Annotated in this window: 19 protein-coding genes; 5 read left to right on the top strand and 14 right to left on the bottom strand. The window is 66.3% G+C overall.

From position 1 onward, the window contains the following. Positions 1-162: 162 nt before the first annotated feature. The 3 genes from AB4Z27_RS17815 to AB4Z27_RS17805 are packed head-to-tail and all read right to left on the bottom strand — an operon-like array spanning position 163 to position 4,394. Positions 163-1,611: an efflux transporter outer membrane subunit gene (locus AB4Z27_RS17815; protein ID WP_441644934.1), complete on the bottom strand. Its 1,449-nt coding sequence runs from the start codon at positions 1,609-1,611 to the stop codon at positions 163-165. A 25-nt stretch (positions 1,612-1,636) separates the two neighbouring features. Beyond that, the gene (locus AB4Z27_RS17810; protein WP_441644933.1) at positions 1,637-3,244 is read right to left on the bottom strand and encodes an MDR family MFS transporter; all 1,608 of its coding nucleotides are present in this window, start codon (positions 3,242-3,244) and stop codon (positions 1,637-1,639) included. Then, on the bottom strand, positions 3,237-4,394 hold the full coding sequence (locus AB4Z27_RS17805; RefSeq protein ID WP_092293662.1) for an HlyD family secretion protein: 1,158 nt from the start codon (positions 4,392-4,394) through the stop codon (positions 3,237-3,239). Before AB4Z27_RS17805 ends, AB4Z27_RS17810 begins: the two co-directional genes overlap by 8 nt. 113 nt (positions 4,395-4,507) lie before the next feature. Here AB4Z27_RS17805 and AB4Z27_RS17800 point away from each other — a divergent pair, with 113 nt between their 5' ends. Both AB4Z27_RS17800 and AB4Z27_RS17795 read left to right on the top strand, forming a co-directional pair. After that, positions 4,508-5,224, top strand: coding sequence for a CerR family C-terminal domain-containing protein (locus tag AB4Z27_RS17800; RefSeq protein WP_441591310.1), 717 nt, complete (start codon positions 4,508-4,510; stop codon positions 5,222-5,224). A gap of 429 nt (positions 5,225-5,653) precedes the next feature. Then, a complete protein-coding gene (locus AB4Z27_RS17795; protein ID WP_441591309.1) occupies positions 5,654-6,124 on the top strand; it encodes a copper resistance protein CopQ in 471 nt (156 codons plus the stop codon). Between the two features lie 251 nt (positions 6,125-6,375). Here AB4Z27_RS17795 and AB4Z27_RS17790 read toward each other — a convergent pair whose 3' ends face one another. After that, entirely contained in the window at positions 6,376-10,734 is a 4,359-nt protein-coding gene (locus AB4Z27_RS17790; protein ID WP_441644932.1) for a response regulator, read from the bottom strand. A gap of 131 nt (positions 10,735-10,865) precedes the next feature. On the opposite strand from AB4Z27_RS17790, the gene AB4Z27_RS17785 reads away from it, so the two are divergent. Further along, positions 10,866-11,327: an ion channel gene (locus AB4Z27_RS17785; protein ID WP_441591373.1), complete on the top strand. Its 462-nt coding sequence runs from the start codon at positions 10,866-10,868 to the stop codon at positions 11,325-11,327. Positions 11,328-11,441: 114 nt separating this feature from the next. After that, the gene (locus AB4Z27_RS17780; protein WP_092293670.1) at positions 11,442-12,362 is read left to right on the top strand and encodes a MipA/OmpV family protein; all 921 of its coding nucleotides are present in this window, start codon (positions 11,442-11,444) and stop codon (positions 12,360-12,362) included. A 164-nt stretch (positions 12,363-12,526) separates the two neighbouring features. Here the strand turns inward: AB4Z27_RS17780 and AB4Z27_RS17775 are convergent, their stop codons facing one another. Both AB4Z27_RS17775 and AB4Z27_RS17770 read right to left on the bottom strand, forming a co-directional pair. Then, complete coding sequence (locus AB4Z27_RS17775; protein WP_441591307.1) at positions 12,527-13,201, bottom strand: alpha/beta hydrolase; 675 nt, start codon at positions 13,199-13,201, stop codon at positions 12,527-12,529. A gap of 58 nt (positions 13,202-13,259) precedes the next feature. Then, positions 13,260-13,571 (bottom strand): hypothetical protein, encoded by a 312-nt coding sequence (locus AB4Z27_RS17770; protein ID WP_092293674.1) that lies wholly within the window; start codon positions 13,569-13,571, stop codon positions 13,260-13,262. A 224-nt stretch (positions 13,572-13,795) separates the two neighbouring features. Here AB4Z27_RS17770 and AB4Z27_RS17765 point away from each other — a divergent pair, with 224 nt between their 5' ends. Beyond that, positions 13,796-14,017 (top strand): DUF2188 domain-containing protein, encoded by a 222-nt coding sequence (locus tag AB4Z27_RS17765; protein WP_441591306.1) that lies wholly within the window; start codon positions 13,796-13,798, stop codon positions 14,015-14,017. Positions 14,018-14,048: 31 nt separating this feature from the next. Here the strand turns inward: AB4Z27_RS17765 and AB4Z27_RS17760 are convergent, their stop codons facing one another. The 8 genes from AB4Z27_RS17760 to AB4Z27_RS17725 form a co-directional block, all read right to left on the bottom strand. Beyond that, on the bottom strand, positions 14,049-15,992 hold the full coding sequence (locus tag AB4Z27_RS17760) for an ImcF-related family protein (protein ID WP_441644963.1): 1,944 nt from the start codon (positions 15,990-15,992) through the stop codon (positions 14,049-14,051). 1,271 nt (positions 15,993-17,263) lie between these two features. Next, positions 17,264-18,547: a hypothetical protein gene (locus AB4Z27_RS17755; protein ID WP_441644931.1), complete on the bottom strand. Its 1,284-nt coding sequence runs from the start codon at positions 18,545-18,547 to the stop codon at positions 17,264-17,266. Positions 18,548-18,556: 9 nt separating this feature from the next. Then, positions 18,557-18,811, bottom strand: a complete 255-nt coding sequence (locus tag AB4Z27_RS17750) for a PAAR domain-containing protein (RefSeq protein ID WP_441644930.1) — start codon at positions 18,809-18,811, stop codon at positions 18,557-18,559. Positions 18,812-18,894: 83 nt separating this feature from the next. After that, a complete protein-coding gene (locus AB4Z27_RS17745) occupies positions 18,895-21,102 on the bottom strand; it encodes a hypothetical protein (protein ID WP_441644929.1) in 2,208 nt (735 codons plus the stop codon). Beyond that, on the bottom strand, positions 21,095-21,910 hold the full coding sequence (locus AB4Z27_RS17740; RefSeq protein ID WP_441644928.1) for a hypothetical protein: 816 nt from the start codon (positions 21,908-21,910) through the stop codon (positions 21,095-21,097). The genes AB4Z27_RS17745 and AB4Z27_RS17740 overlap by 8 nt, the downstream gene beginning before the upstream one ends. After that, the gene (locus AB4Z27_RS17735) at positions 21,903-22,697 is read right to left on the bottom strand and encodes a hypothetical protein (protein WP_441644927.1); all 795 of its coding nucleotides are present in this window, start codon (positions 22,695-22,697) and stop codon (positions 21,903-21,905) included. Before AB4Z27_RS17735 ends, AB4Z27_RS17740 begins: the two co-directional genes overlap by 8 nt. A gap of 2 nt (positions 22,698-22,699) precedes the next feature. Continuing rightward, positions 22,700-23,587 carry a DUF4123 domain-containing protein gene (locus AB4Z27_RS17730; RefSeq protein ID WP_441644926.1) on the bottom strand — a complete coding sequence of 296 codons (888 nt, stop codon included), beginning with the start codon at positions 23,585-23,587 and terminating at the stop codon, positions 22,700-22,702. A 71-nt stretch (positions 23,588-23,658) separates the two neighbouring features. After that, a complete protein-coding gene (locus AB4Z27_RS17725; RefSeq protein ID WP_441644962.1) occupies positions 23,659-25,968 on the bottom strand; it encodes a type VI secretion system Vgr family protein in 2,310 nt (769 codons plus the stop codon). Positions 25,969-25,985: the final 17 nt, after the last annotated feature.

The following is a 25,985-nucleotide window of genomic DNA, read 5'->3' as shown; positions in this document are numbered from 1 at the left end:
GCCGATGGGGTCTGTAACACATTGTTGCAAACCGCGGCGCGGGGGCGGCGCCAGCTAATCCGATGCCGATGCCGCCCACCCGGATTCTATCCACACGCCACTGTGCCGGGCGCGCGATGGCGCCGACAGGGGTCGGCGTCTGGTTTGCGTGTAGGCGTTTTCTTAGGTGCGCCAGCCCAGTCCGAGCGCCTTCTGCAGCGAGACGTAGTCCTTGAGCAGGTTGGCATCGCCCGAAATCCGGTCCTGCTGGGCCACCACGCGGGTGCGCTCCACGTCCAGCCATTCGAGCATGCTGGCGGTGCCCGCCCGGTAGCGCTGCTGCTGGAGCGTGGAGGCGCGCTCGGCGGACGCCTCCACGCGGCGCAGCACCACCACGTTGTCGCGCTGGTGCCCGTAGCGGGAGAGCGCCACGTCGGCGTCGCGCAGCGCCTTGAGCACCACGCTYTCGTAGCTGGCCTCGGCCTCGTCCCGGCCGGCCTCGGCGTTATCGACACTCGCCGCCACCCGGCCAAAATCGAGGATGTTCCATTGCAGGCGCGGCAGCGTCAGCCACGTGCCGTTCTCCTTGCGGACGAGGTGGCCGGGGTCCATCGCACTGAAGCCGAGCGAGCCCAGCAGCGATACCTTCGGGAACCAGTCCGCCTTGCGCTCGCCGATCTGCGCCGTRCGCGAGGCCAGCCGGCGTTCGGCCACGCGGATGTCCGGCCGGGCCTTGAGCAGCGTGGCGGGATCGCCCACGGCCACGGTCTCSGGCAGCACCGGCAGGTCGCGCGAGGGACCCAGCGCGGTGTCGAGCGTGCCGGGCGGGCGGCCGGTCAGCAGTGCAAGTTGATCGAACGATTCGATCAAACCCGCTTCCACCGGCGCGATGCGGGCGCGCGTGTTCTCCAGTTGCGTCAGCAGCCGTTCCACTTCCAGTTCGGAGGCCACGCCGCGCGCGCGGCGCTGGCGGGTCAGGTCGAGCATGTCGGCTTCCAGCGTCTCCGACGCGCGCAGATGGGCCAGGCTGGCCTGCTGCTCGCGCAGCGTGACGTAGGCCTGCGCCACTTCGGCGGCCAGTTGCACGTGGGCGTCGGCCAGATCGGCATCGGCGGCCTCGGCCTCGGCGGATGCCGCTTCGATGGCGCGGCGCGTGCCGCCGAACAGGTCGAGTTCCCAACTGGCATCGAACCCGGCAATATAGAGCGACAGCGGCCCCCGGCCGCCGCCACCCCCACCTTCCCCGCCGAACGAGGCGAGGTCCGGCTCGCGCGTGCGCAGCATGGCGGCGCTGGCGTTCACCTTCGGCATCAGGTTGGCGCGATTGCCGGCCAGCCCGGCGCGGGCTTGCCGCACGCGGGCGCGCGAGGCGCGGATGTCCGGGCTGTCACGCAGCGCGGTTTCGATCAGGTTGGCCAGCAGCGGGTCGCCCAGCGCGCGCCACCAGTCGGCCACGTCAGGCTGGCGAGCCTCGGCCAGTTTCGGTGCGTGCGGGAAGGTGCCGGCCGCCACCGCATTGCCGGCCACTTCCGGGGCGGTGCGGTAGTCGGGGCCCACGGTGCAGCCGGCGGCGGCCAGGGCGGCAACAAGGAGAATCAGCGCCGGCCGGGCGGCGCGAAGGGGTGCGTACATATTAGGTACCGCTTTATTTATCGATTTAGTGACCGGCTTCGACCGGGGCTGCGCCCGGACGAGGCGCCTTCAGCAGCAGCGCCAGCGGCACGCAGCACAGCAGCGCCAGCCCGAGGGCRTAGAAGGTTTCCGAGAACGTCATCACCGCAGCCTGCCGGGCGATCTCGCCGGACAACTGCGCCACGGCCTGCAGGCTGGCGTGGGCGTAGTCGCCGCCCTGCGCCACGAAGCTGGCGATGCTGGMGGACATATGCTCCTGCCCGATCGAACTATTGGCCGTGACCGATTCGCGGATCACCSCGTCGTGGTAGGCGTTGCGGCGGTCGATCAGCGTGCCGAGCAGCGCCAGCCCGATCGAGCCGCCCAGGTTGCGGGCCATGTTGTAGAGCCCGGCGGCATCGCCRGCCTCATGGGTGGCCACGGCCGCCATCGACGCCTGATTCAGCGGCATCATCGCCAAAATCTGCCCGAAGCCGCGCAGGATCTGCGACAGCGTGAAGTCATGCCCCACGCTGTCCGTCGTCAGGCTGATGTCGAGCATGCAGCTGCCGAAGAAGCACACCAGCCCGGTGATAACCAGCCAGCGGCTGTCCACCTTGCCGAGCAGGCGCGGCAGCACCGGCATCATCAGGAAGGCCGGCAGCCCGGACAGCAGCATGATCCCGCCAGCCTGCTCGGCGTTGTAGCCGGCAATCGTGGCCAGGAACTGCGGCAGCAGGTAGGACACCCCGTACAGCCCCGCCCCGACCACCGAGACGATCAAAATCACGCTCGCGTAGTTCTTGTTCAGCAGCAGTCGCAGCCGCACGATGGGTGTCTTGGCCGTGAACTGGGCGACGAACATCATCCCCAGGCCGATGGCCGACAGGGCGGACAGGTAGACGATGGTCGCCGACTCGAACCACTGCTCGCGCTGGCCCTCCTCGAGCACCACGGTCAGCGAACTGAGGCCGATGGCCAGCCCGATAATSCCGAGCCAGTCCGCCTTGATGAAGGCCGACAGGTCCGCGCGYTCCTGCTTGAGCCCGAAGTACAGCAGCGGCACCAGCACGGCGGTCACCGGCAGGTTCAGGAAGAARCACCAGCGCCAGTTCACGTTCTCGGCCAGCCAGCCGCCCACCACGGGGCCCAGCAGCGGCCCAAGCAGCACGATCAGGCCGAACATCGACATGCCGATCGGCATCTGGTGGCGCGGCAGCCGGGTGCGGACGATGGTCTGCGCGGTGGGGATCATCGCCCCGCCGGCAAAGCCCTGCCCGATCCGGCCGATGACCATCTCCGGCAGCGAATGGGACAGGCCGCACATCATCGAGAACGCCGTGAACAGCAGCGCGTTCCACATCAGGAAGCGGCGCAGCCCGAACACCCGCGTCAGCCACGCGGTGAGCGGGATGATGACGATCTCGGCCATCAGGTAGCCGGTGGAGACCCACGTGCCCTCGGTGCCGGCCGCGCCGATCTGGCCCTGGATCTGKGGCAGCGCCGAGTTGGTGATGGAGATGTCGAGCGTGGCCAGCAGTGCGCCGAGCGAGCCGGCGGCCACGGCGATCCAGTCGGCGGCGGTGGCGTTGGCGGGCTTGTCGTTCGGTGGCGTGGCGGGGGCAGCCCCGGCGGGGAGCGCCGCTTCAGCCATGGCGGGCCTCGCCGGCGCGGGCTTGCACCGGATGCATGTCGCGCGTATCGACATCCACCACCACGGAGAGGCCCGGCATCAGCACCGCGCGCGCCTCCGGCGTCACATCGACATGAATCCGCACCGGCACGCGCTGGACGATCTTGGTGAAGTTGCCGGTGGCGTTCTGCGCCGGCAGCAGCGCGAACTGCGAGCCGGTGCCGGGCGAGAGGCTGTCCACCACGCCGTGGAGGTCTTCACCGGGCAGCGCATCCACATGCAGCGTCACGCGCTGGCCGGGACGCATGCGCCCGACCTGCGTTTCCTTGAAATTGGCGGTCAGGTAGAGGTCCTGCACCGGCACCACGGTCAGCAGGCGGGTGCCGGGCTGGGCGAACTGGCCCACGCGCACGCCCTTGTCGGCCACGCGGCCGGCGTTGGTGGCGCGAACCACGGTGTCGTCCAGGTCGAGCCGGGCCTGCCGCGCGCTGGCCTGTCCCACCTCCAGTTGCGCCTGCGCCTGCTGGAGCCGCGCCTGCAGCGTCACCACCTGGCTCTGCTCCACGCGCAGCGCGGCCTCGTTGGCAGCCAGCGTGGTACCGGCGCGGGTCTGGGCGTTGCGCAGTTCGGCGGTGCGTTCCTCGGTCTCGGCACCGGACTTCACCARCGGCGCGTAGCGCTCCACCTGCGAGGCGGCGTAGCGGGCGTTGGCGCGCGCGCCTTCCACCTCGGCGCCGGCCTGGGCGATGCGGGCCTTCTGCTGGGCGAGGTCGGCCTCGGCCCGCGCCACGTCCGCCTGGCGCGAGGCCACGGTGGCCTGCGCCTCATCGAAGGCAGCCTGGTACTGGCGATTGTCCAGCCGCACCAGCGCCTGGCCGGCGATGACCTGCTGGTTGTCGCGCACGAAGACTTCGGCCACGTAGCCGCTCACCTTCGGCGCCACCGTCACGCTGTCCGCCTGGAGGTAGGCATCGTCGGTGCTTTCGATAAAGCGGCCTACCAGCCACCAGCGCACACCGAACACCACGGCGGCCAGCAGCGCGAGCGCGCCCAGGGCGAGCAGCACGGTGCGGCGGCGGGAGACGGCACGCGGCTTGCGCGTGGAAGATCCAGTGGATGCAGGGAGGCCGGCAGCCGGATGGGCGGCGGCAGAAGATTGGGGGGCGGACATGGGGGCGCGGGGCTTCGACAGCACTATTGAGGGCGATCGCGCAATTATTCCACTTGGAATAAATGTGTCAACTGATATATTTCTGCCTGCCCACGGACTGAGGAAAACGCAACATGGCCCGACACAAGCCCGCAACCGAAGGCGGCTACCAGCGCGGCGAGGAAACGCGCGCGCGGATCATCGACGCCGCGCTGCGGCTCTTTGGCGCGCACGGTTTCGACGGGGCCTCCACGCGCGACATCGCCCGCGAGGCCGGGGTCAACGCGCCCGCGCTCCAGTACTACTTCGACAATAAGGAAGGCGTGTACCTGGCGTGCATCGACTACTTCGTGGACCGCGCCTGGGGCCTGCTGGCCGATGTGGTGATCGCCGCCGAGGCCGTCGTGGCCCGTCCGGACGCCACCGACGCCGAGTTGATCGATGCCTACCTGGGCCTGCAACTGCGCTTCACCACCTTCCTGCTTGAATGCCCGGACACCGACCACTGGCGCCAGTTCATGGCGCGCGAGCGCGCCGGGCTCGGGCCGCCGGCCGCGTTCGAGCGCATCGACGCGGGCATCAACCGCCGCATTTTCGCGGTGACGTCGCAGGTGATCGGGCGCCTGACCGGTCAGCCGGCCACGGACGAGGCGACGCGCATCCGCACCATCGCCATCGACAGCCAGGTAGCGGCCTTCAAGGTCATGCGCCGCCACGTGCTCAAGGCGCTGCACTGGGAGTCCTTTGGTGAAGCCGAGACCGCCCGGGTGCAGGAAGTGATCCGCGAGCAGACGCAAACGTTGCTCGAAGCGCTCGTTGCGCAGCGCAATGCAAAGGATCTACGAGGCTAGAGCGTTTACTCTAATCCTCGACGTGGCAGGACGGAACCTTTATGGTTATGTATAAAAATCAATGACTTAGGTCGKCACACCATCCAGCCTGCCGGGGCAAATCGCCCACTTTTCGAAGGAAATACGATGGCGCGGCGCAAAAAGTCCTTGCTTGTCTATCTAGTAGTAGATAATATTCGAGCCATGGACAGCGCTGCATCACCCGGCAAACAGAAACAAGCCCCGCGATGCAGTCCCGGTCCACGCAGTACAAGTAGTCAATCAGTACCGGAAGGCGGTCTTTTTTTTAGCCCTGATCCTCTACCTACCAGTAGATAGCAGCAAAGAAAAAGCCCCGCCACAACGCAGCAAAACAACGCAGCACCGACGGCCCCGCGATCCACCTCCAACCGAGATCGCCCGGCCCAAACGAAGACAAGGAGCCACACCATGAACGCCAAGACCATCCTTACCGCCGCCGCCCTCGCCGCCGCCTTCGTSACTGGCGCTGCGCAAGCCGCTCCCGCCAACAAGACYGGYGAAGTCTACGGCTACAGCTACCGCGTGAACGACGCCCGCAACGCCTTCACCGATGGCGCCCGCGCCAGCGGCGTGAACGAACCGCGTAACCCGTATGTCGATGGTGCCCGCGTTGGCAAGGCTGACCCGTTCACCGACGGTGCCCGCACCGTTGCCGGCCTGGATCGTACCGGTGTCTCGGCCAGCCCGGCCCGCACCGCCGACCCGTACCTGGACGGCGCCCGCCAAGGCAAGTTCGACACGTTCAGCGAAGGCGCCCGCACGGTAGCCGGCCTGGATCGTACCGGTGTCTCGGCCAGCCCGGCCCGCACCGCTGATCCGTACCTGGATGGCGCCCGCCAAGGCAAGTTCGACCCGTTCACCGAAGGCGCCAACGCCTGAGTCCCGCCCGATGACGGCGGATTGGAAKTACGTCAGACAAACGGAGCAGTAGCCTCGGGGCTCCCCGAGGCGGGCTCCGGGTTGTCATTCCTGGAGTCCATCATGACTTTCCGTAACAGTGCAGTACTCGTGGGCGGCTGGGTGGCCGTCGTCGTGGCGAGCGGTTCCGCCGCCGCCGTGGTCGCGCAGACGCTGATCTGAGCGCCAGCGTGATTTGCTCCCCTCTCCCTCTGAGAGAGGGGAAAAAGGCATCAGCCCTGCAAGACGCCGAGAAATGCCGGCAGCGCGTAGGGCTTTCGCAGCGTGACCGCGTTTGGCAAGGCGGCACGCTGCACGGGCGTGAGCACCACGTCGTAGCCGCTCACGAAGATCACCCGCAGCGCCGGTTGCAGCCGGCAGGCATCCATCGCCAGGTCCACGCCCGAGGCGCCGGACAGGCCCACATCGGTCAGCAGCACATCGACCGGCCCTTCGCGCAGCACGGCCATCGCTTCGGCATCGGTGCTCGCTTCYACCACACTTAGTCCGAACGTCCGCATCAGCTCCGCGGTGCTGGCGCGCACCAGCGCGTCGTCCTCGACGAAGAGGATGCGTTGCGGTGCCAGTTGCACCACGGGTGGCATCTCCGGCATCGCCAGTTCCGGCGAACCCAGTGCCTCCGCCGGCGCCGGCCCCAGTTCGGCCCCGCCGCTCACCAGCACGTGGCGCACCTTGCGCGCGAGCGCTTCGCGCGTGTACGGCTTGCTGAGCAGTTCGATGCCCTCGTCGAGCCGCCCGCTGTGGACGATGGCGTTGTCCGTATAGCCCGAGGTGAACAGCACCGCGATGCCGGGCAGCCGYTCGCGCACCTTGCGCGCCATTTCCGTGCTGCGCAGCGGGCCGGGCATGACCACGTCGCTGAACAGCAGGTCCACCGGCACGCCGCTTTCGACGATGGCCAGCGCGCTCAGCGCGTCGCGCGCCTTCAGCACGCGGTAGCCCAGGCTGGCCAGCATCTCCACCACGGTCGCGCGGACGTCCTCGTCATCCTCCACCACCAGCACGGTCTCCGTGCCGCCGCCCGCCGGGCCGGCCTCGACATCGGTCTCGAGGTCTTCCTCCTCGCGCACGCGCGGCAGGTAAAGCCGCACCGTGGTGCCCTGCCCCGACTCGCTGTAGATCTTCACATGCCCGCCGGACTGCCTGACGAAGCCGTACACCATGCTCAGGCCCAGCCCGGTGCCCTGCCCCTCGGGCTTGGTGGTGAAGAACGGCTCGAACACCTGCGCCTGGATCTCGGGCGACATGCCCGTGCCGGTATCGGTCACCGCCACCATCACATACTGGCCGCGCGCCACGTCGGCATTGCGGCGCGCGTAGTCATCGTCAAGCACCGCGTTGCCGGCCTCGATGGTCAGCCGGCCGTGGCCGCTCATCGCGTCCCGCGCGTTGATCGCCAGGTTCAGCAGCGCGTTTTCCACCTGGAACGGGTCCACCAGCGTATTCCACAGGCCGCCCGCCACCACGGTCTCGATCTCGATGCCATCGCCGAGCGCCCGCCGCAGCATGTCGTCCAGCCCGCGGATAAAGCGGCCCAGGTTCACCACCTTCGGCGCCAGCGGCTGGCGCCGGCCGAAGGCCAGCAGTTGGGACGCCAGCTTGGCCCCGCGCGCCACCCCGGCCAGCGCGTTGCGCACGCGTGCCTCGGGGCGCTCGTTGCCGGACACATCGCGCGCCAGCAGTTGCAGGTTGCCGCCAATCACCTGGAGCAGGTTGTTGAAGTCGTGCGCCACRCCGCCGGTCAGCTTGCCGATGGCTTCCATCTTCTGCGCCATGCGCAGCGCCTCGTCGGCATGGCGCAGCGCCTCGGCCGCTTCCTTGTCGCTGGTGACGTCGCGGCCCACGCCGTGGATGCGGCCCGTGGCGGGGTCCACCGTGAGCGTCCACGCCACCCAGCGCAGCCCGCCATCGGCCCGCGCCATGCGGCATTCGTAGCGCACCGCCGTGCCATCGTGGCGCAGCGCGATCATCTGCTCGGTCACGGCCACGAGGTCGTCCGGGTGGACGAAAGCCATGCACGAGCGGCCCAGCAGCGCGCTGTCCGCATAGCCGAGCGTGCGCCGCCAGGACGGGCTGAAGCGCTCCAGCACGCCGTCGAAGCTGGCCACCATCAACAGGTCTTCGCTCAGTTCCCAGAGGCGGTCCCGGTCTGCCACGGTCTCCGCTACGCGGCGTTCGAGCGAGTCGTTCAGCTCGCGCAGCGCCTCCTGCGCCCGGGTGCGCATGGCGATTTCCTCGCGCAGGCGGCGTTCGGTGGTGCGGCGCAGGTGCGACAACTGGAGATTGCTGGCCACACGCGCCAGCAACTCGCGCGAGGTGAACGGCTTGGTCAGGTAGTCGTCCGCGCCGGTGGCCAGGCCGCTGACGCGCGCTTCCTCGCCCGCGCGGGCGGAGAGCAGCACCACGGGGGTCTCGCGCAGCGCCGCGTCGGCGCGCACGGCCTGCACCAGGCCGAAGCCGTCCAGGCGCGGCATCATCACGTCCGAGACGATCAGGTCCGGCGCGCGCGTGCGGGCCATGTCCAGCGCCTCCTGGCCATCGGCGGCCACCTCCACCGTGTGGCCGGCCCCGSCCAGGATGCGGCGCATGTATTCGCGCAGGTCGGCGTTGTCATCGACGATCATCACATGTCCGCGCACCGCGCCGGGCACCGCTTCCTGCGGGGGGGTGAGCATGGCGAGCGCCGCAGCCGGCATCACCTCCGCCTCGGGGGTCCAGCGCCGCGCGGCTTCCACGTAGGCCAGCGCCTGCTGGCTGGCGTGGGTCGACAGGTTTGACGCAGCCCCGGGCGCGGCGGGCTGCGGCGCGGCCGCCCGGGCCGTGCGCGGCAGGGTGACCACGAAGCGCGTGCCTTCGCCCACCTCGCTTTCCACGCGGATCACGCCGTCGTGCAGGCGCACCAGTTCCAGTACCAGCGCCAGGCCGATGCCGCTGCCCTCGATCGACCGGCCCACSGCGCCGGACACCCGGTGGAAACGCTCGAACAGCCGGGGCAGTTCATCCCCCGCAATGCCGATGCCGGTGTCGCGGATGCTCAGTTCCACGCCGCCGTCCTCCGCCTCGCGCACCGCCACCGCAATCGCCCCGGTGTAGGTGAACTTGAACGCGTTGGAGAGCAGGTTCAGGACGATGGTCTCCCACATGTCGCGGTCCACCGCCACCGGGAAGCCCAGCGGCGCGCATTCCACCACCAGCTGCAGGCCGGCGCCCTCGATGGCCGAGCGGAACAGCGAGGCCAGTTCGGCCGTGAACGCGGGCAGGTCGGTGGGCTGGGGATGCTTCTGCACCCGGCCGGCCTCGATCCGCGAGAAATCGAGCAGYGCATTGACCAGCTTCAGCAGCCGCAGGCCGTTGCGGTGGGTGATCTCCACCAACTGGCGATCGGCGTCGTCAGGGCCGGCGGTCTCGTCCGCACGGTTCAGCAGTTCCTCGAGCGGCCCGAGCATCAGCGTCAGCGGCGTGCGGAACTCATGGCTGATATTCGAGAAGAAGGTGGTCTTGGCGCGRTCGATCTCGGCCAGCGCCTCGGCGCGGCGGCGCTCTTCCTCGTAGGCGTGCGCGTAGCTGATGGCCTGGCCGATCTGGCCCGCCACGAGGTCGAGGAAGGCGCGGTAGCGGTCGCCAAACAGCCGGCACGGGTTCAGGCCCACCACCAGCACGCCGCTGCGCGTGGTCTCGCCCGAAGGCGTGACCGGCACCACGGCCGCGTGGCGCGGCGTGAACTGCCAGGCGCCGCCGGGCAGCGTCGCCCCCCCGAAGCGCGTGGACAGGTCTTCCACCAGCATCACCTCGCCCTGCGCCAGCACCTCGGCAAACGGCCAGGGGCCGCCGCCGGTGCGGATCTCGGCCGGCGCGGCCGGATGGCCCACCTCGATGCCATGGTGGCCGCACAGCGTGGCCGTGCCGGCGCCGCGCTCGCCCAGATAGAGCAGCGCGAAGGGAATGTCATAGGGATTGGCGCCCAGCGCGCGCAGGCTCAGCGCGCAGGCTTCGTCCCAGGAACGGGCATTGGTGGCCGACGAGGCCAGTTCGCGCAGCAGCTTCAGCTGGCGCTCGGCCACCACGSGCTCGGTGTCGTCGCTGTTGGCGCAGATGATGCCGCCCGTGCCGCCGTGGTCGTCGGGCACAGGGCTGTAGGAGAAGGTGTAGTAGGTCTCCTCCGGGTAGCCGTTGCGCTCCATGATGAGCAGCTTCTGCTCGACGAAGCTGCCCTCGCTGCCCTCCATGGCCGTGGTCAGCATCGGCCCGATCTCGTGCCAGATCTCGCTCCAGACGCGCTCGGTCGGCTCGCCCAGCGACGCCGGATGCTTGCCGCCGATGATCGCCTTGTACGGGTCGTTATAGAAGAAGCGCAGATCGGCGCCCCAGCCCACCCAGATCGGCTGGCGGGACGTCAGCATGATGCGGATGGCCGTCTTCAGGCTTTGCGGCCACGTCTCGGGCGTGCCCAGCGGCGTGCGCGACCAGTCGAAGTCGCGGATCAGTGCGCCCATCTCCCCGCCACCCGCGAGGAAGGCAGGGGCGATGCCCTCGGCATGCAGCGGCGGCACATTGCCCACCGTGTTCTTCATGGAACCTCCGGATTCCGGAATGTATCTTTTTCTTCACTTTCTCGGCATGCGCCGCATGGTGCATTGTCAGCGTGCGGGCGCTTCTATAGTCTGCCGGGAAACACTGCGTCAGAAAACCACCCTTGCCGACTATGGAAGCCACGGCCTCCCCATACCTGATCGCCATCCTGATCACCGCCATGCTGACCATTATCTGCGTGGCCGTGCACTACGAAGCCCTGCGCCTGATCTCGGCCATGCACCCGCGCCACTGGAGCGGCAAGGTCAACATCGGCGTCATGATCCTGCTCATCATCCTGGCCCACGTGCTGGAAGCCGTGCTGTTCAGCACCGGCTACTGGCTCGGGGCGGACGTGTTCGGTATCGGCGAACTCAAGGGCCTGCACGATCATGGGGCAGCGGCCTATGTCTATTTCTCGCTGGAAACCTTCACCACGCAGAGTATCGGCGACGTCATCCCGATGGGCCAGTTGCGGCTGCTGGCGTCGGTGCAGCCGCTGGTGGGGCTGATGCTGATCGGCTGGTCCACCTCCTTTACGTTCCTGGTGATGCGGCGCGACTGGCGTACGGACGAACTGGCTGACCGCGACTAAGATGCGGCCACGGTGACTGGATGGTAGGCAACGGGGGCCGCCGGTGAAATCGGCGTCCTTCCTACACGCTTGTGGGATTCGAGGAAGTTGCGCGGGCGGCGCGCCGGTGAAAAGATGATTTGCCGTCATGCGAACCACAACAATCAACGGGAGGACCCTGACGTGTCCAGACATCCGGAAGCCCACACACCACCGCTGGCCGGGTGGCTCGCCGCGCTGCTGCTCGCGCTGGCCCTGCTGCACGCGCCGGCCGCCCGGGCGCAGACGCCCGCGCCGCTGGCCGAATGGCAGTACTCGGTGGGGGTGCCGCTGGTGGAGATGTTCCAGGGCCAGCCCGAGGGCTGGAAATTCCGGCTCGGCGCGGCCATGACCGTGCGGCCGCGCTACGACGGCGCGCACGACTACTACGTCTTCGGCGGGCCGACCATCGACATCCGCTACGCCGACAAGTTTTTCGCCTCCACCGGCGAAGGGCTGGGCTGGAACATCGTCTCCAATGACCACTGGCGCGCGGGCATCGCCCTGACCTACGACCTGGGCCGCCGCGAGAAGAAGGACCACGACAACCTGGCCGGCATGGGCAATATCGGCATGGCGGCGGAGACCAAGATGTTTGTCGACTACGTGGTGTCGAAGTCGTTCCCGCTGGTGATCCGGGCCAACGCGCGGCGCCAGTTCGGCGGCGCCAACGGCTGGATTGGCGACCTGGGCGCCTATATGCCGCTGCCGGGCAGCTCCGAGAAATTCTTCTGGTTCGCCGGCCCGACCATGACCGTGGCCGAYTCGGCCTACATGGGCCGCTGGTTCGGCGTGACGCCCGAGCAGGCGGCACGCTCCGGCCACCCGGAATACCGTGCCAGCGGCGGGATCAAGTCCTATGGCGGCGGCGTCTCGGCCATCTGGTTCATCAACAAGCACTGGTTCGCCACGGCGGACTTCGGGGTATCGGCGCTGGTCGGCGATGCGAAGAACAGCCCGATCGTGCAGCGCACGACCAACCTGACCGGGGATATTTCGGTGGTTTATCAGTTCTGAGCGAGGGGAGGCGCCTGCCCTCTCCCCCGGCCCCTCTCCCGGGGGGAGAGGGGAGGAACACCCTCGGTTTGCTCCCCACTCCCGCCTGCTGGATACGTGGGTTTGCTCCCCTCTCCCGCCTGCGGGAGAGGGGCCGGGGGAGAGGGGCAGCGCGTCAGACGAAGTCAGCCCGCCCGGCGCAGGTAGCCCTCCACCACACTGCGCAGGCCCGGCAGCTTGCCGGTGAAGAAATGCCCGGCGGCCGGCAGGACCACCACCGGCAGTTCCTGCGGCCGGGCCCAGTCGAAGACATTGATCAGCGGCACGCGCTCGTCGCGCTCGCCATGCACCACCAGCGTGTGGGCCGGCACGGGCGGGGTGTCGTAGCGGAGCGTCTCGGACAGCGCGCCAGCCGGCATGCCGGTCAGGATCAGATGCTGGATCGATTCCACGGCCGAATCTCCCGCCTCGGTCAGGCGCGCCACCATCAGCGTCTGCACGAAAGCGCCGAACGAGAACCCGGCCAGCGCCACTGGCAGGCCCGGATATTCGGCCTGCAGATGGCGCAGCACGGCTTCCACATCGGTGGACTCGCCGGGGCCGCCATCGTAGGCCCCTTCGCTCCGCCCCACGCCCCGGTAGTTCGGCCGCATCGTCACGAAACCATGGGCCTGGAGCGTGCGCGCCAGCAGTTGGGGAATCTTGTGCTCGGCGGTGCCGCCCTGCCCCGGGTGGGGGTGCGCGACCACGGCAATGCCAACGGGCGGGCCGGCGGGAGTGTCCAGCAGGGTTTCGATCTGGCCGGCGGGGCCGGCAATGAATAGGGAGGTGGAAGCGGACGTGGTGTAGGCGGAAGACATAAAGCGGGGGCGACGGATGGATGTGCATCCGCAGCATACCCGKTCCCGCCGGGAACGATCAATGGTGCTGACTGGCCTTGACCACCGACGCGATCTCCTGGCGCCGCACGCTGACCACGTCGTCCAGCTCCAGGCCTTCGGCCACGACCAGCATTTCGGCACCGCGCGTGATGGCATGAATCACGCCGTACCACAGCTCCGGTCCGGCCACCGCCGTCAGGCGGACGCTGAACTCGGTTTCCATATCCTGGCTGCAAACCGTCACCAGGTCGCCGACCTCGGGCATGGCGGCCTTCTCCGCCAGCAGGGATTCCCGGGCCGCCACCGTCAGTGGCATCTGCGCAATGCCGCGCGCAAACCTCGCTTGCATGGCTGTCTCTCCTGCGCGTTGTTTTCCCTACAAGAATATATAGGCGTGTCCCGAAAAGGCACGGTAAACCGTCCCGCGCCGGACATAAGCGATGCGGACGCCGCCCCCCGGCGGGTGCCCGGCGCCTTCCCGGCGCCTCTCAGGTGGCGTGTCAGACGGCGCCGGATTGTGCCCTGCGCCATGGCATCCATAATGGAAGGATCATACGATCCAGGAGAACCATCATGCAGACCAACCTCCATGTCGTGCCGCACGGCACCGGTTGGGACGTGATCCATGAGGGCGCCCGCTACGCCGAGTCGCACCATGCCACGCAGGATGAGGCCATCCAGGCCGGCACCGGACTGGCCCGGCGCCAGAAAGTGGAGTTGCTGATCCATGGCGTCGACGGCAAGATCCGCGAACGCGACAGCTACGGCCATGATCCGAGGGAGGTGGCTGGCTAGGTGGGGTCGGACCCACATCCGCAGGCTTCGACTATCCCTTCGGCACCGTCGCAGGAACGCTGCGCCCCAAGCCATGCGGGGCCCGTCCCAAAAAGATCCGCGACGGCAGGATGAACCCGCGTAGCGCCAGCAACTCCAGCGGTCCCTGGCCGACATCTGTGCGCATCAGGTACTTCAGCGGGTAGACCATATCCGCCGGCGGTGGGCGTTTGGCGGCGCGTGCCATCAGGCTTTCCGCATCGGCATCGGCGCTATCCGGCCCGGTGGCCGCCGCGCGCGTCTCCGGCATGCCGYGCCAGGTCAACTGGTAGGTCGCGCTGTCCAGCGGCTCGATACTTGCCCGCTCCAGCATTCGCACCCATCCCCAGTAGCCGCCAAACTCGTAGTGTCGGTTCGTGCCGGCGCCCTCGCTCTGCCATTGCAGGCGAGCACCCGGTTCCTCCACCGTATTGGCCGGCCAGCGCATGGCCTGCCAGCGCTCGCGCTGGTTGTAGTAGTGGAGCTTTTGACCATCCAGGGTCAGCACCGTTTCGGTCAGACCCGGAGACGGGATCGGCTTGACCTCGAAGCGATACTGGAGCTCGCTCTGCGCCATCATGTGGGCCGCCACACGCTGCAGAGCGTTCACTGCCCTGAGGAAGGCCGGGTCGAAGGCGAGTACCTCGCCCCCCGTCTGCCCGCCGGGCGTCACCGGTACCCATTGGTCGCCCTGCAATTCCAGCGCGCCGGCCAGATGGGTGCCGAGGAACGCCGCGAGCAACCCGGTCTCCGGATGCAGGAAGCGCGCCAGCTCCGTCAGCGAGGCATCATTGGCCGTGTCCGCAAAGGGGTAGCGCCCAGCGAACGATCGGCCCCACGCCGTGGCGATGCCCTGCCGCCAGGCAGCGTTCAGGCTCGCCTTCGCGGGTTGCAGCACGGTTTGCATGGCCTGGGCGATGGGGCGTACGAACAGCGCCTCGCCCATCCCGGCCCATTCGCTGCCAAGGCTGGCAGCCACCAACTGCGCATAGGACTGGGTATCGGCCAGCGCCGACGCCTTGCCCTGGAACAGCGCCTGCGCCATCTGCCGCGCCTGTGCATCGGCATCGGCGCTGTGGCTGATCTGTTGCAACCGTAGCCGCAGCGCGGTGGCGCGGTCGAGGAAACGTTGGAGGCTCAGGTCGTCGTTAGTGCCCGGAGCCTGAGCCGTCAGCCGCAGCACCGGGCCGAAGGCGGCGCCAAGCGGCCCTGCCGGATCTGGCTGTGCGGCCTCGGCCCCCGCCGCCTTCCTGCCGAGCAGATCCTGAGCCCTGGCCACGAGCGTATCGGACAGCGAATCCTTGCGCGCGCCAGCACCACCCTGGTAGGCGAGTGATTTCATCAACGCGATCACCGGCGACTGACGTGCATCGGCCATCAGCTTGAGTTGGTCGATGGCGGCGGGAAGCGTCGGCGCCTGCGCCCACTGCATGCTGTTCATGAAGCCGCGCCAGTGGTCCGCATAGTCCGCAAAATACTGTTCGGTCAGCGCGGCCTGCAGGGCCTCGGGCGAGCGGCCCGCGGGCTGTGGCGCGTCCTCCGGCCTGCCGTCGGTCAACACCCAGTCGCTGGCGACCGCCGTGCGCCTGGCGGCAGACTCGATTGCGGCGGCGACATAGCCCTCGTAGGCCTGGCGGGTGAAGACGCCGGGCACGATGCCCGCTGTCCGGAGCAGTCCGCGCGCGTCGGTACCGGCGGTGAGCGAGGCCAGGGTCTGGTCTGCGTACTTGCCGTCGAAGGCTCTGAGCATGCCCTGATAGATCGCGCCTTCGGCATTGCGCTCGCCGATGACCGCCAGCAGCGTCTGGCGCGCGCCCGCCACCAACTCGGGCTGCGGGAGGATGCGCCACCCCGGATGGGCCGGCAGGTACTGCGCGTGAAAGCGGAACAGCCGTTCGGCAAGATCCTGCTGCGCGCCGGGCGTCAGCCGCGCGTCGGTAGACCAGTGGCGCGCCAGCTGCGGCGCCAGAAACTCCGGCTCGGCCCGGCTCGATCTGCTGCTGCAGGGCGAGCAGCGCGTGCAGGCGGGCGGCCGAGTCAGGCGCCGACCGGAGGCCGTCGATGGCCTGCTGTGCGGCGTGAATGTCCCGCCCGTTTTGCACCCCGGACACCAGCATGCCGGCGCTCCACAGGCCGGTGGCCGTCAGGGCGGCGACGGCGCCAACCGTGACCGGATGCCAGCCGATGCGCCGGCCGGCATGGCGCCTTGCGGCCTGGCCGAGGTGCTGCCAGAGCGGCAGGTCGATGGCGGGACCGTTGGCTGCATCGTCAATCGGATAGGACGCGAACATGATGCCCCGCAGCGGGATGCGTCGCCGCGGGCTCTTCGCCAATCCGCCCAGCCAGTCGGCGAGCATCCGGACGCGGGTGTCGAGGCGCGCGGACAACTCGCCAAGATAGCGGTCACGGGGGTCACGGACCAGCTGGTCGATACTGCGATCCGAGAGCTGATTACGCAGGGATTGCAACGCCTTGTCGATGGTGGCGGCGTCTGCGGGTTCGGCCAGTTCGCAGCCGATCGGCGGAGTGTTGCCAAGGCGCACTGCGTGCGTCCCCGCGACATCGAGAAGATAGATCGGCGCGGACCAGCAGAGGCCCTCGGCGATGCGGGACAAGCCGGTGACGTAAGCGTCAACGCCTGTGCGTCGCACGGGCAGATTCGTCTCGCCATCGGTGGTAAGGATGACCGCATCAATCGGAACCTGCCGCCGCAGCTTGTGGATTTGTCTGAGCCAGGCGGTATCAGGCTGGCCGTTCTCGCTTGCCGGCTTGCGCCACAACAGCACCGCGTCCGGCGTAGCCAGCCATCCGCGCTCGCCCAGTTGGGGCAGCAGCCTGCCAATGGTGGTGTCGTCGCCCGTCAGAAGCAGCCAGGGCTGCCGGTAGCGCCAACCTCGACCGTGCTGCGCCCGAAGACGGTCGCGCAGATCAGTCAGATCAAATGTCGTTGCCGAATCTGCCGCGCTTGCGCCCTGGCGCGCCACCAGAGCCTGCGTACTGCCGGCGAGCCGCGCGGGATCCTGAGCGAGCTGGTTCGACAGGCGGCGCGCGGCAGCAGCCTCGTCGCGTCTCGGTTCAAAGCCGAGTACCAGCATGAGAAGGACGAGCAGGGCGAACAGGGCGGCAATCGCGAGGGCCCTGCTGGTTGCCGAATCAAGCCAGAACAGGTCACCCTTGAACCAGATCAGGCACCCGGCGACGATCGACGCGAGCACACAGGACAGGAGATCAATCCGGAATTTCTTCATTGTTCAAGGTATCTTGCTGCTCGGGTGCCACAACAGCCAGCAGCGCTTGCTCCTCCTGCTGGCCGCCAACCAGATAGGGCACCCCAGCCTCCATCGCCCGGCGCAGCGCCAACGCGGCGGCAAGCCATGGCGAGGTGGTTCCGGCGTTCCCGACGAGGGTCTCCAGTGCATGGTTCACGCGGGATAGCGCGCCGCCTGCGGGTGCTTCTGCGCGTAGTGCGGCCCCATACAGCCCGATGGCCTGCTCATCCCATCCCGTGTGAATCAGTCCGCCGATAGCCGGCGCGCTCGTGCGGCCCCATTTCAAGGCGTAGTGCAAGGCGTTGCCTTCGGGCGTCTTGGACTGCGACTGCGGCCGATGCATCCAGCCACGTACCGCGAGACGCTCCTGGCGTGCGAGCGCGATGGGACACAATACGAACATACATGCGGCCTCGGCGCTGCCTTGCGGCGGGTCGGCGGCATGCACTGCGTTGAGGTTGACGCTGACCATTACGGTGATGACATCCCGCTGGACCGGATCGGTCTGGTCCAGCATCGCATCGATTACCCACAAGTCACCTTCCGGCCCGAGCACCGGCTGGCCCAGGCGGGCCGGAAAGGTTCCATCTGGAAGGCCGTTCCAGACCGACCAGATGGCTTCCGGGTCGAGCGCGGCGCTCGCGACCTCAAGACGCATGGCCACAGGTATTCTCGCGGGAACCGCCTCCAGTGCCTGCATGATCGCCGGCGCAAATCCCTCTAGGATCCATTGGAGCAGCGCCGAATGCCGCTCGACGTCATCGAACGTGAGCGCCGCCACGCCGGGCTCGAGGCAGCTGGCGACGATACGCTCGCGCGAATGCCTGGCGGGCCGTGTGAGCGGCGTCGCGCTCCGGGCAAGCATCGCCTCGAAGGTCTGCTCGTCATCATCCGCATGCACACGATAGTCCGTTGCCAACACCGCGAGCGGCGCGCTGGCCGCATCGAACAGTCTGTTGAGATAGCGCTCTCTGACCACATTGCCGGCAATTGCCCGGTTGCGGCATCGTTGGAAATGAGAGAAACGCTGCAAAACCAGAGCTCCAGCGCCACATGCTGGGATTACGATCACGCAAGCCCAAAACCAGAGCGTCTGGGCCGGTTCTTTCGCGGACCAAGACCAAAGCGCGAGCATGGCGCCGGCCACCGCCAGCGCAACGAAGACAAAGGACCAGAACACGGGCGACGGCCCGTTCTCCGGAACGGGCTGTCTCGGTGGCAACAAGGAAAAATCCACGGCCATCGGACTGACCTAGCGTGAGCCGCTGTTAGGCAGTGACGAGATCAAGGCGCACCCGCACTCGCACAGGTGCCCATCCTCGGCGACTTCCAGGTCGCCATCGCGCACGTCCGGATTTCCCTGTGCAATGCGATTCCTGCCGTGGACGTTGCATTCCACAGGATCCGTGCGGCGCGCCAGCGCGCGGCCCATGAACATACGCGAGCCCCCGCGTAGCACCTCGCCGCCCTGTACAAGCCGATCGCCTTCTCGAATGATGCCTGGCATGCCATCTCCTTTCATGTAATGGGTGGAAACTGTCGACAAGTCAGTCCGCCGCCGACTATGGGGAGGGCGCTTGGGGTTAACGCTCAAGGCCGTGCAGTCGGCACGCCGCTCATCTTTGGAAGCCGATCCACCCGCTGCGCGGCGCGCTCATCCGCCTCGCGCTGTCGCGCCTCCTTCTCGACGTCTGACTTGCCGAAGCCATCGGTCGCCCGGGTCTGGAAGTACAACGTCGACGAGAGAATGTGGTCGTGCCAGCTGGTCAGCATGGTGTCGTGAACCAGCAGATCGAACAGCGCCATGACCTCGGGCGGCGGCGGTTTGGCCCCGCTGGCGCCGTCCATCCATGCCCGCGCCAGCGCCTCTGCTTCCGGGCTCATCATCGCGGCCTCTACCATCGTCGCACTTGTTTCGGCGTCCATCGCGTCGATCCGTTCCAACACCGGCTGCATTTCACGGATACGCTCCGCGGATCGCCGTAGTCCATCTTGCAGTGGCAGGCGTCTGGTTTGCTTCTCCGCTTCTTCCGAGAGCCGGTCCCAGACGCTGGCGACCGGGTGGCGCAACGCCTGGGTCAGCTCGGGAAGCCTCAATGCCTGCGCTTCCCGCGCTGCATTCATGCGGGTCAGGATTTTGGCCAGTGCCACATGATCCACCGGAGACTTACGACGCTCCTGCTGATAGGCCGCCTCCGCGTCCCGCACCTCCTGGCTTCGCTGGATGTGGGCGCGCTTGAGCTCATCGGCGTGACTTGTCACGGACTCCCGGAATGCCGGTGACTGATACCGGATGGCCAGCCAACGCAGGAAGACCTCCATGTGGGACTTGAAATCCAGGCCCTTGGCGCGCGGCACAAGGGTGCGGTAGGCCTTGATGAGGTCCGGGATCTTGTAGGTTGTGTTGCCGACTGGAATTGCGTGGGCGAGGGTGAATTTTTCGAACGTGGGACCCTTACGTTTCATCAAATCTTCCATCCTGTCTAGCGCCGCCCCAGCCATCAACGCTTCGTGCAGCATGTCACGCAGCGCCACGCGCTGAAGCTCTGCGCGGAACCCCAGCGATCCCGCCGGCGCGCCACCCGTGATGTCCTCACTAGTGCCCGGATAGAGATACTGATCCCCACGGGTCTTCCCCAGGCTGTCCAATCGTTGGTAGTAGCGCAGTTCATGCGCAGCGGCGAAATGCACGCACCGCTTGACCGCATGCGGCGCGCCCAGCGGCCGGTCACCGTAGTTCTGCTTGATCATGTTGGTCAGCGGAAGAAAATCGAGCAGCTTGTTCTCCGCCATCACCGAGGACACCGCATCGAGCAGGCCCAGAAACCTGATTTCGATGGTATTGCCCTCGATGGCCAGATCATCGTCGTGGCGGCGCTTGTATTTGCGCACGAGTTCATTGACGAATGCGCGCGCGAGGACCCCGCCCCGGTCTGCGCCGAACACGGACACCTCGATGCGCTGCACCTTCTCCATCTGTTGCGTGGCGTCGCGGTAGGCCAACTCGAATTGCCTGAGGGCGGCGCGAAGCCGGTCCTCGACGCCTGTGCCGAACACCAGCGCGATTGCGGCGTTGTCCCGAAGCATCGGGATTGAATCCATGCCGGCATCGACAACAATGGCCTTTGCAACCGACCATGCAGCCTTTAGCGGATTCTTCCTGACCTCATACAACGTCCCGCGCACAGCGGCCTTGCCACGCCTGACCCACCGGTCGTCGCTTGCCATGGTCAGCACGCGCCCCGCCTTGCCTCTTACTGTTCCGGCCTGGACCACCAGATCGGCATACGCTCTCGATACCGGCCGCAACGACATTTCATCGAACGCCTCGGACAGCGCTTTCTTCGTCGCCTTGGCGGGGGCCTTCTTGAGGTCCATCAGCTTGTCCACGCCGGTGATTTTCTGCACGGTGGCCTTGGCCGCGTCTGCGGCAGAAGAGCCTGCGGCTGAGGCGACCTTGACGGCTGCCGAGACAATCTCGCTGTGTTCGGCGTCTTTGTTCAGGGGAGTGCCGAGGCCGGAATAGTAGAAGCGATACCAGAAGTGATTGGACATTGCCTCTCGCCGGCGGTCACGGTTTTCCCGATGCGCCTCCCACAGACGGCAGATATTCGAGTAGCGCGATGTCTTCGGGTCATCCTGGTCCCGGTGACGGCCGAAGGCGTCGAAGAAGAAGCCCATCTTGATGACTGCGCCACAAGGTATGCATTCGTCCTTCTTGTATGCCTTGTGAGCATCGATGATGCCATCCAGCACGGCCATTGGCGTGCGGTCCACCGGATCGATCACGTCAGCCATGGGCGGCTCCTTTCCGTGAGTCTCGTGCTTTCGTTCGTTTCAGGTCCTCGATTACGGCACTTGGAAGTTGCTCCATGGCCGCGGCGAAGGCTCCCGGCTTGCCGCGGCTCTCGGTCAGGATTTTCTCAATAGCAGGGTGTGTGTCGAATCGCGGATTAATCAGCAAGGTGAAGTACACGTACTGTTTTAGATCGTCGGTATTGGTAAGCCGATACTTCAACCATCCCTCTGAAGCTATCCGAGCAGTTTGAATGAACGCAGCGGCGTCCTCGGACGACTCCGGATCGTAGACCTTGCCTTGCTTCTTGTAGAGCCAGTCATCGATCTCCGCGTAAAAGAACCGGGTTCCTCTCAGATCGTTCCGGAACTCGAACTCGACATGGTCGTCCGGGTAAAAGTGCAGGCCAAGCACGCGTTCGCCGACGCCGCCGGCAAGCTTAGTTGGCGCGAGATGCACCCGGGCGACCTTACGAATTTCTTTGATAGGCGCATAGATGTCCTTCAAGAATTCATCTTGGTCCACGAGATCCCACTCCACCGTGAACTCCGTTCCCTTCAGTTGGTAGCAGCAACTCAAAGAGCCCTCTCCGGACCCCGGCTGGAGGTCGCCCCCGCCACCGGCCGTGTTTCCAAACTCGTCCCGAATGACAAACCGAGTGAGGTTGTATGGCGTGTAGTTAAACCCGGCCACGCTCAAGCCGCCGTAGGTCGGTGTCGAAGAGAACGCGTCGCAGCCCGTGACAAGAAGCAGAGGCAAGACCCAACGCAGAATTAGCAGTCGTCTCAGGTTGTGGGTTCGTCTAGCCATGGGAAGGTCCTTTATTGGCGTGTTGTTCCTTCATGCGCTTCAAGTCCTGAAGCACCGCGCTTGGCAATTGCTCCATCGCCGCGCCGAAGGCTCCCGGCTTGCCGCGGGTTTCGGCCAGGATCTTCTCAATAGCAGGATGTGTGTCGAATCGCGGATTGATCAGCAAGGTGAAGTACACGTACTGTTTTAGATCGTCGGTATTGGTAAGCCGATACTTCAACCATCCCTCTGAAGCTATCCGCGCCGTTTGAATGAACGCAGCGGCGTCCTCGGACGACTCCGGATCGTAGACCTTGCCTTGCTTCTTGTAGAGCCAGTCATCGATCTTCGCGTAAAAGAACCGGGTCCCTCTCAGATCGTTCCGGAACTCGAACTCGACATGGTCGTCCGGGTAAAAGTGCAGGCCAAGCACGCGTTCGCCGACGCCGCCGGCAAGCTTAGTTGGTGCAAGATGCACCCGGGCGACCTTACGAATTTCTTTGATAGGCGCATAGATATCCTTCAAGAATTCATTTTGGTCCACGAGATCCCACTCCACCGTGAACTCCGTTCCCTTCAGTTGGTAGCAGCAACTCAAGCGACCTTCGCCAGATCCCGGCTGGAGGTCGCCCCCGCCACCGGCCGTGTTTCCAAACTCGTCCCGAATGACAAACCGAGTGAGGTTGTATGGCGTGTAGTTAAACCCGGCCACGCTCAAGCCGCCGTAGGTTGGTGTCGAAGAAAACGCGTCGCAGCCCGTGACAACCAGCAGGGGTAATAGCCAACGCAGAAGCAGCAGTCGTCCCATGTTCATTGAGCGTCCATATCTGTACGAGCCGGGAGTACCTCATCTGCTTGCACCAGGGCGCCGGAGAACGAAATATCGCCGCGTGTCGCCGCCATCAAAAGTGGCTGGACCGAAGGATGCTCATCGAAGCGCGGCGAAGTGAGCAAGGCTCGTGCGATGTACTTGAGCATGTCGTCGTCGCTCTGGATTCGATAGGCTGCGGCTCGCTCCAACTGGACGCTGACAGCCCGGTACAAGCCGTCTTGTGACAAGTGATCAAGGTCACCGCCGAGCAACCGCCTGAGTTGGAGCGCGAGCTTGTCGGCGTATCCCAAGGCGAGCAAACTCAGATGCTGCGCTTCTGTCATGTGCAGCGCTGTCTCTTCCATAGGAAAGGGCGCCAGCACCTCGCGAGGCCAGGTGCGATCCGCACCGTCCCGGCTTCGATACCAGAGATCTAACGCAAGACCTGCGAACCGCTCCTGCGCGCCCTCGGTCCAGACTTGTCGTAGGCGCTCGAGAATGCGGTTGTCGTAGAAGTGCAGGTAGAACGCCCGCCGGTCCGGTAACGTGTACTCGCAGAAGCTTCGGAAGTGACTCGTCAGATCTTCCAGTGAATAGGGCGACCACACCCAGGTCACCGCGAACGCCTCCACAGAGAGGCGTCTCAGGCGCGCCACCAGCGGGTGTGGCGCATCTCCCGAAGCTGGCCCAGGCATGTCCACTGCAACAAGCAGCGGCGATAGATCCTTGTGCGCGGCAAGCGCGGTGCCGTCCCAAAGCGCTTCAAAAGCGACTGCATCCAGGCGTGCGAGCGCGCTGCGCAAATCGGGCAGGCTCCGCGCATCCACGATTGCATAAAGACGGGTCGCCGGATTCAGGCTGGAATACGCCTCGTAGCTCTGGCTCAAGCGAGTCAGGAATTCATTCGGATGAAGGCCAGGGGCGGGAAGGCCGGGTGTCTGGAGGATTGACATTGTCCTCAGCCCTTGTCGGTCATGGCCTCGACACCCGCATGGGCGCTGAGGAGGCATTCCTTGCAAGCCCCGACGGGAAGGGCTGGCATGGATGGGTTCAGGCTTGCGGGACCTTGCCACGTGAAGTTTGCGGTCTTCAGCGTGATGCTGCCCGGACAGCCGAGCTCAATATTGCCGCCGTCCAACTTGATATAGGCGCCCTGGCTTGAGAGGGTCAGGGCGCCGCCTGACATCGCAACGAATTTACCGTCGACGCTTGCGAGCGTCATGTCCTGAGCGGACAGCAACCGCATTTGGCCGGTGTGGGCGGCAGCGGAAAGGTCAGCTTTCGCGGCCACGAGTTTGATGCCCTGATTCTGCGCAAAGATGGATGCCCCCTCGCCAGCAGCAATGGTGACGTACTTGCCGGCCCCTATGTCCAGATGGGTGCGAGTCGTGGCTACGATGTTGCCCTTTGCCGCAAGCTGGAGACTCTCGCCCGAAGCGAGCGCGATGCCAGCCGGCGCACTGGCGAGCAAGACTGCCTGGCTGAGTTCGGCAAGTCGCTGCTCCATGAGGTCACGCTGGCGCTCTACGTCGGCCAGTCTGACTTTGGCTGCCGCAGCGGACGCGTTGAGGTGCTCCATTTGCGCGAGGGCATCGGCGAGCACTGCCTTGGCCGCCTCCATCGCGAGTTGCTTCCCACCTGCCCGCGGCTGGTCATCGGCGGTGAGAAACAGCCCCTTCCCACCCCGTATCGCGCCCCAACCCGACGTGCGAAGCTCGAAACCCTCCCCGCGCGTCTTCCTCTTGCCATCCACCAGACACCCAAGGTTCAACTGGCTCTTGCCCGCATACTCGGTCGACAGCTTGATGCCTTCCTGTCCCTCCCAGTCCTCGAAGCGCAGCTTGTTATTGCTCTGCGTACGAATCACGTTGCGCGAGAGCCAGCGGTCCTGGTTGGTGATCASGTCCSYGTGCTGGCTGTTGTGCTGCACGTGTGCGATGTAGGGCTTGTTGGGATTGCCGTCACGGAAAGCGACGTCCACGTAGGTGCCGTCCACCAGCGGGAAATGGAAGCCGGTCTGCCGCGCGCCGGCGAACGGCTTGGCCAGCGCCAGCGGCACGCTTTCGCCGCCCTTGGGCCATGCGTCGAAGTCGAAATCGAAGCGCACGATGTAGTGGCCGTGCTGGGTCAGGTAGGCGTATTTGTATTCACCCGGCGATGTGACACGCGCGCTCAGCGTGCCGGAAATGCGCGGCCATTTCGCCTCGTCCATCGGCAGCCGGAAGCGCCGGTCGGAAGGAATCGCCCGATACGTATTGCGATAGGCGGCGTCGCGGGCGCCGGTGTGGATGACCTCGGTGATGACCTGGCCATTGGGCGCGTCGGGCAGGGCCATGTCCATGCGCAGGATGCGCGCCGGGCAGAGCGCCAGCACGTTGCTCTCGCCGGCATAGACCAGTTGTTCGGCGACCTTTGCCTCATGGCGCAGCTGCGCCTCCCATTTGGCATCGTCGAAGTCGAGGTGATGGGCACCGTAGACATAGGACTCGCCGTAGGTCGTCTTCTCCTTGCGTGCGACGTTGGCGTCGCCGGTAGGYCGYTCCCASGCCTTGTCGGGRTTGAARTCCGCCACCCGGAACGATGCYGGGATGGTCTTCGCATGGGTCTKGAGCGCGAACACCGTTTCCTGCCCGGACTCCAGCCCCGCCGTCTCCCGGTACGGCACCCGCAGTTCCGGCTGGTAGAGGTAATGGTCGATGTCGTCWCCGAAGACGATCATCTCGCCAAACTTGCCCGGGGTGAAATAGGAATAGATGCCGGATTGCTCCATCAGCAGCCGGATGTAGTCCCAGTCGGACATCCGATACTGCATGCGGAACGCAAGCTGCGGATACTTGCGCCGCAGCCGGAAGATGAACTGGTGACCCTTGAGTTCGTGCCGGCGCAGGATCGCCTCGATGATCTCCGGGAAGGTCTGCCGCTGGTAGATGCGGCKGGCCTGCGTGAGGCGCAGGCGTGCAACAAGGGGCTCTACCACGATCTCGTAGCCACAGAAATCGTGCGTCTGGCGGGTCTTGCTGAACTGCGTGATGCAGCCGGCGAATTGGCGTGGCAGCGCGCCGTCGGCCGGCGCGATGGAAAACGTTGCCGCTTTGCCCAGGTAGTCGGCCTGACTCAGTTCGAGCGGGTGCGTGAGCTGGATGGTGACGGCGTAGGGCTCGCCCAGGCGTTCCACGGCCTTGAAGGAGACCACGGACAGCCCCGCCGCGCTTGCCGCGCCGGGCACCGCCAGGAAATAGGCCTGACGCCCGGTCAGCCCCTCGTCCAGCGCGCCGCCGTAAGCCT

Source organism: Cupriavidus sp. KB_39, from assembly GCF_052114485.1.
In the GTDB taxonomy this organism is placed as follows: domain Bacteria; phylum Pseudomonadota; class Gammaproteobacteria; order Burkholderiales; family Burkholderiaceae; genus Cupriavidus.
This window is presented reverse-complemented; position numbering and strand designations above follow the sequence as displayed.

Coding starts and splice junctions, on each gene's coding strand:
- AB4Z27_RS17800 (WP_441591310.1), top strand. CDS start 4,508: ATGGCCCGACACAAGCCCGCAACCGAAGGCGGCTACCAGCGCGGCGAG.
- AB4Z27_RS17785 (WP_441591373.1), top strand. CDS start 10,866: ATGGAAGCCACGGCCTCCCCATACCTGATCGCCATCCTGATCACCGCC.
- AB4Z27_RS17775 (WP_441591307.1), bottom strand. CDS start 13,201: ATGTCTTCCGCCTACACCACGTCCGCTTCCACCTCCCTATTCATTGCC.
- AB4Z27_RS17770 (WP_092293674.1), bottom strand. CDS start 13,571: ATGCAAGCGAGGTTTGCGCGCGGCATTGCGCAGATGCCACTGACGGTG.
- AB4Z27_RS17765 (WP_441591306.1), top strand. CDS start 13,796: ATGCAGACCAACCTCCATGTCGTGCCGCACGGCACCGGTTGGGACGTG.
- AB4Z27_RS17755 (WP_441644931.1), bottom strand. CDS start 18,547: ATGGCCGTGGATTTTTCCTTGTTGCCACCGAGACAGCCCGTTCCGGAG.
- AB4Z27_RS17750 (WP_441644930.1), bottom strand. CDS start 18,811: ATGCCAGGCATCATTCGAGAAGGCGATCGGCTTGTACAGGGCGGCGAG.
- AB4Z27_RS17745 (WP_441644929.1), bottom strand. CDS start 21,102: ATGGCTGACGTGATCGATCCGGTGGACCGCACGCCAATGGCCGTGCTG.
- AB4Z27_RS17740 (WP_441644928.1), bottom strand. CDS start 21,910: ATGGCTAGACGAACCCACAACCTGAGACGACTGCTAATTCTGCGTTGG.
- AB4Z27_RS17735 (WP_441644927.1), bottom strand. CDS start 22,697: ATGGGACGACTGCTGCTTCTGCGTTGGCTATTACCCCTGCTGGTTGTC.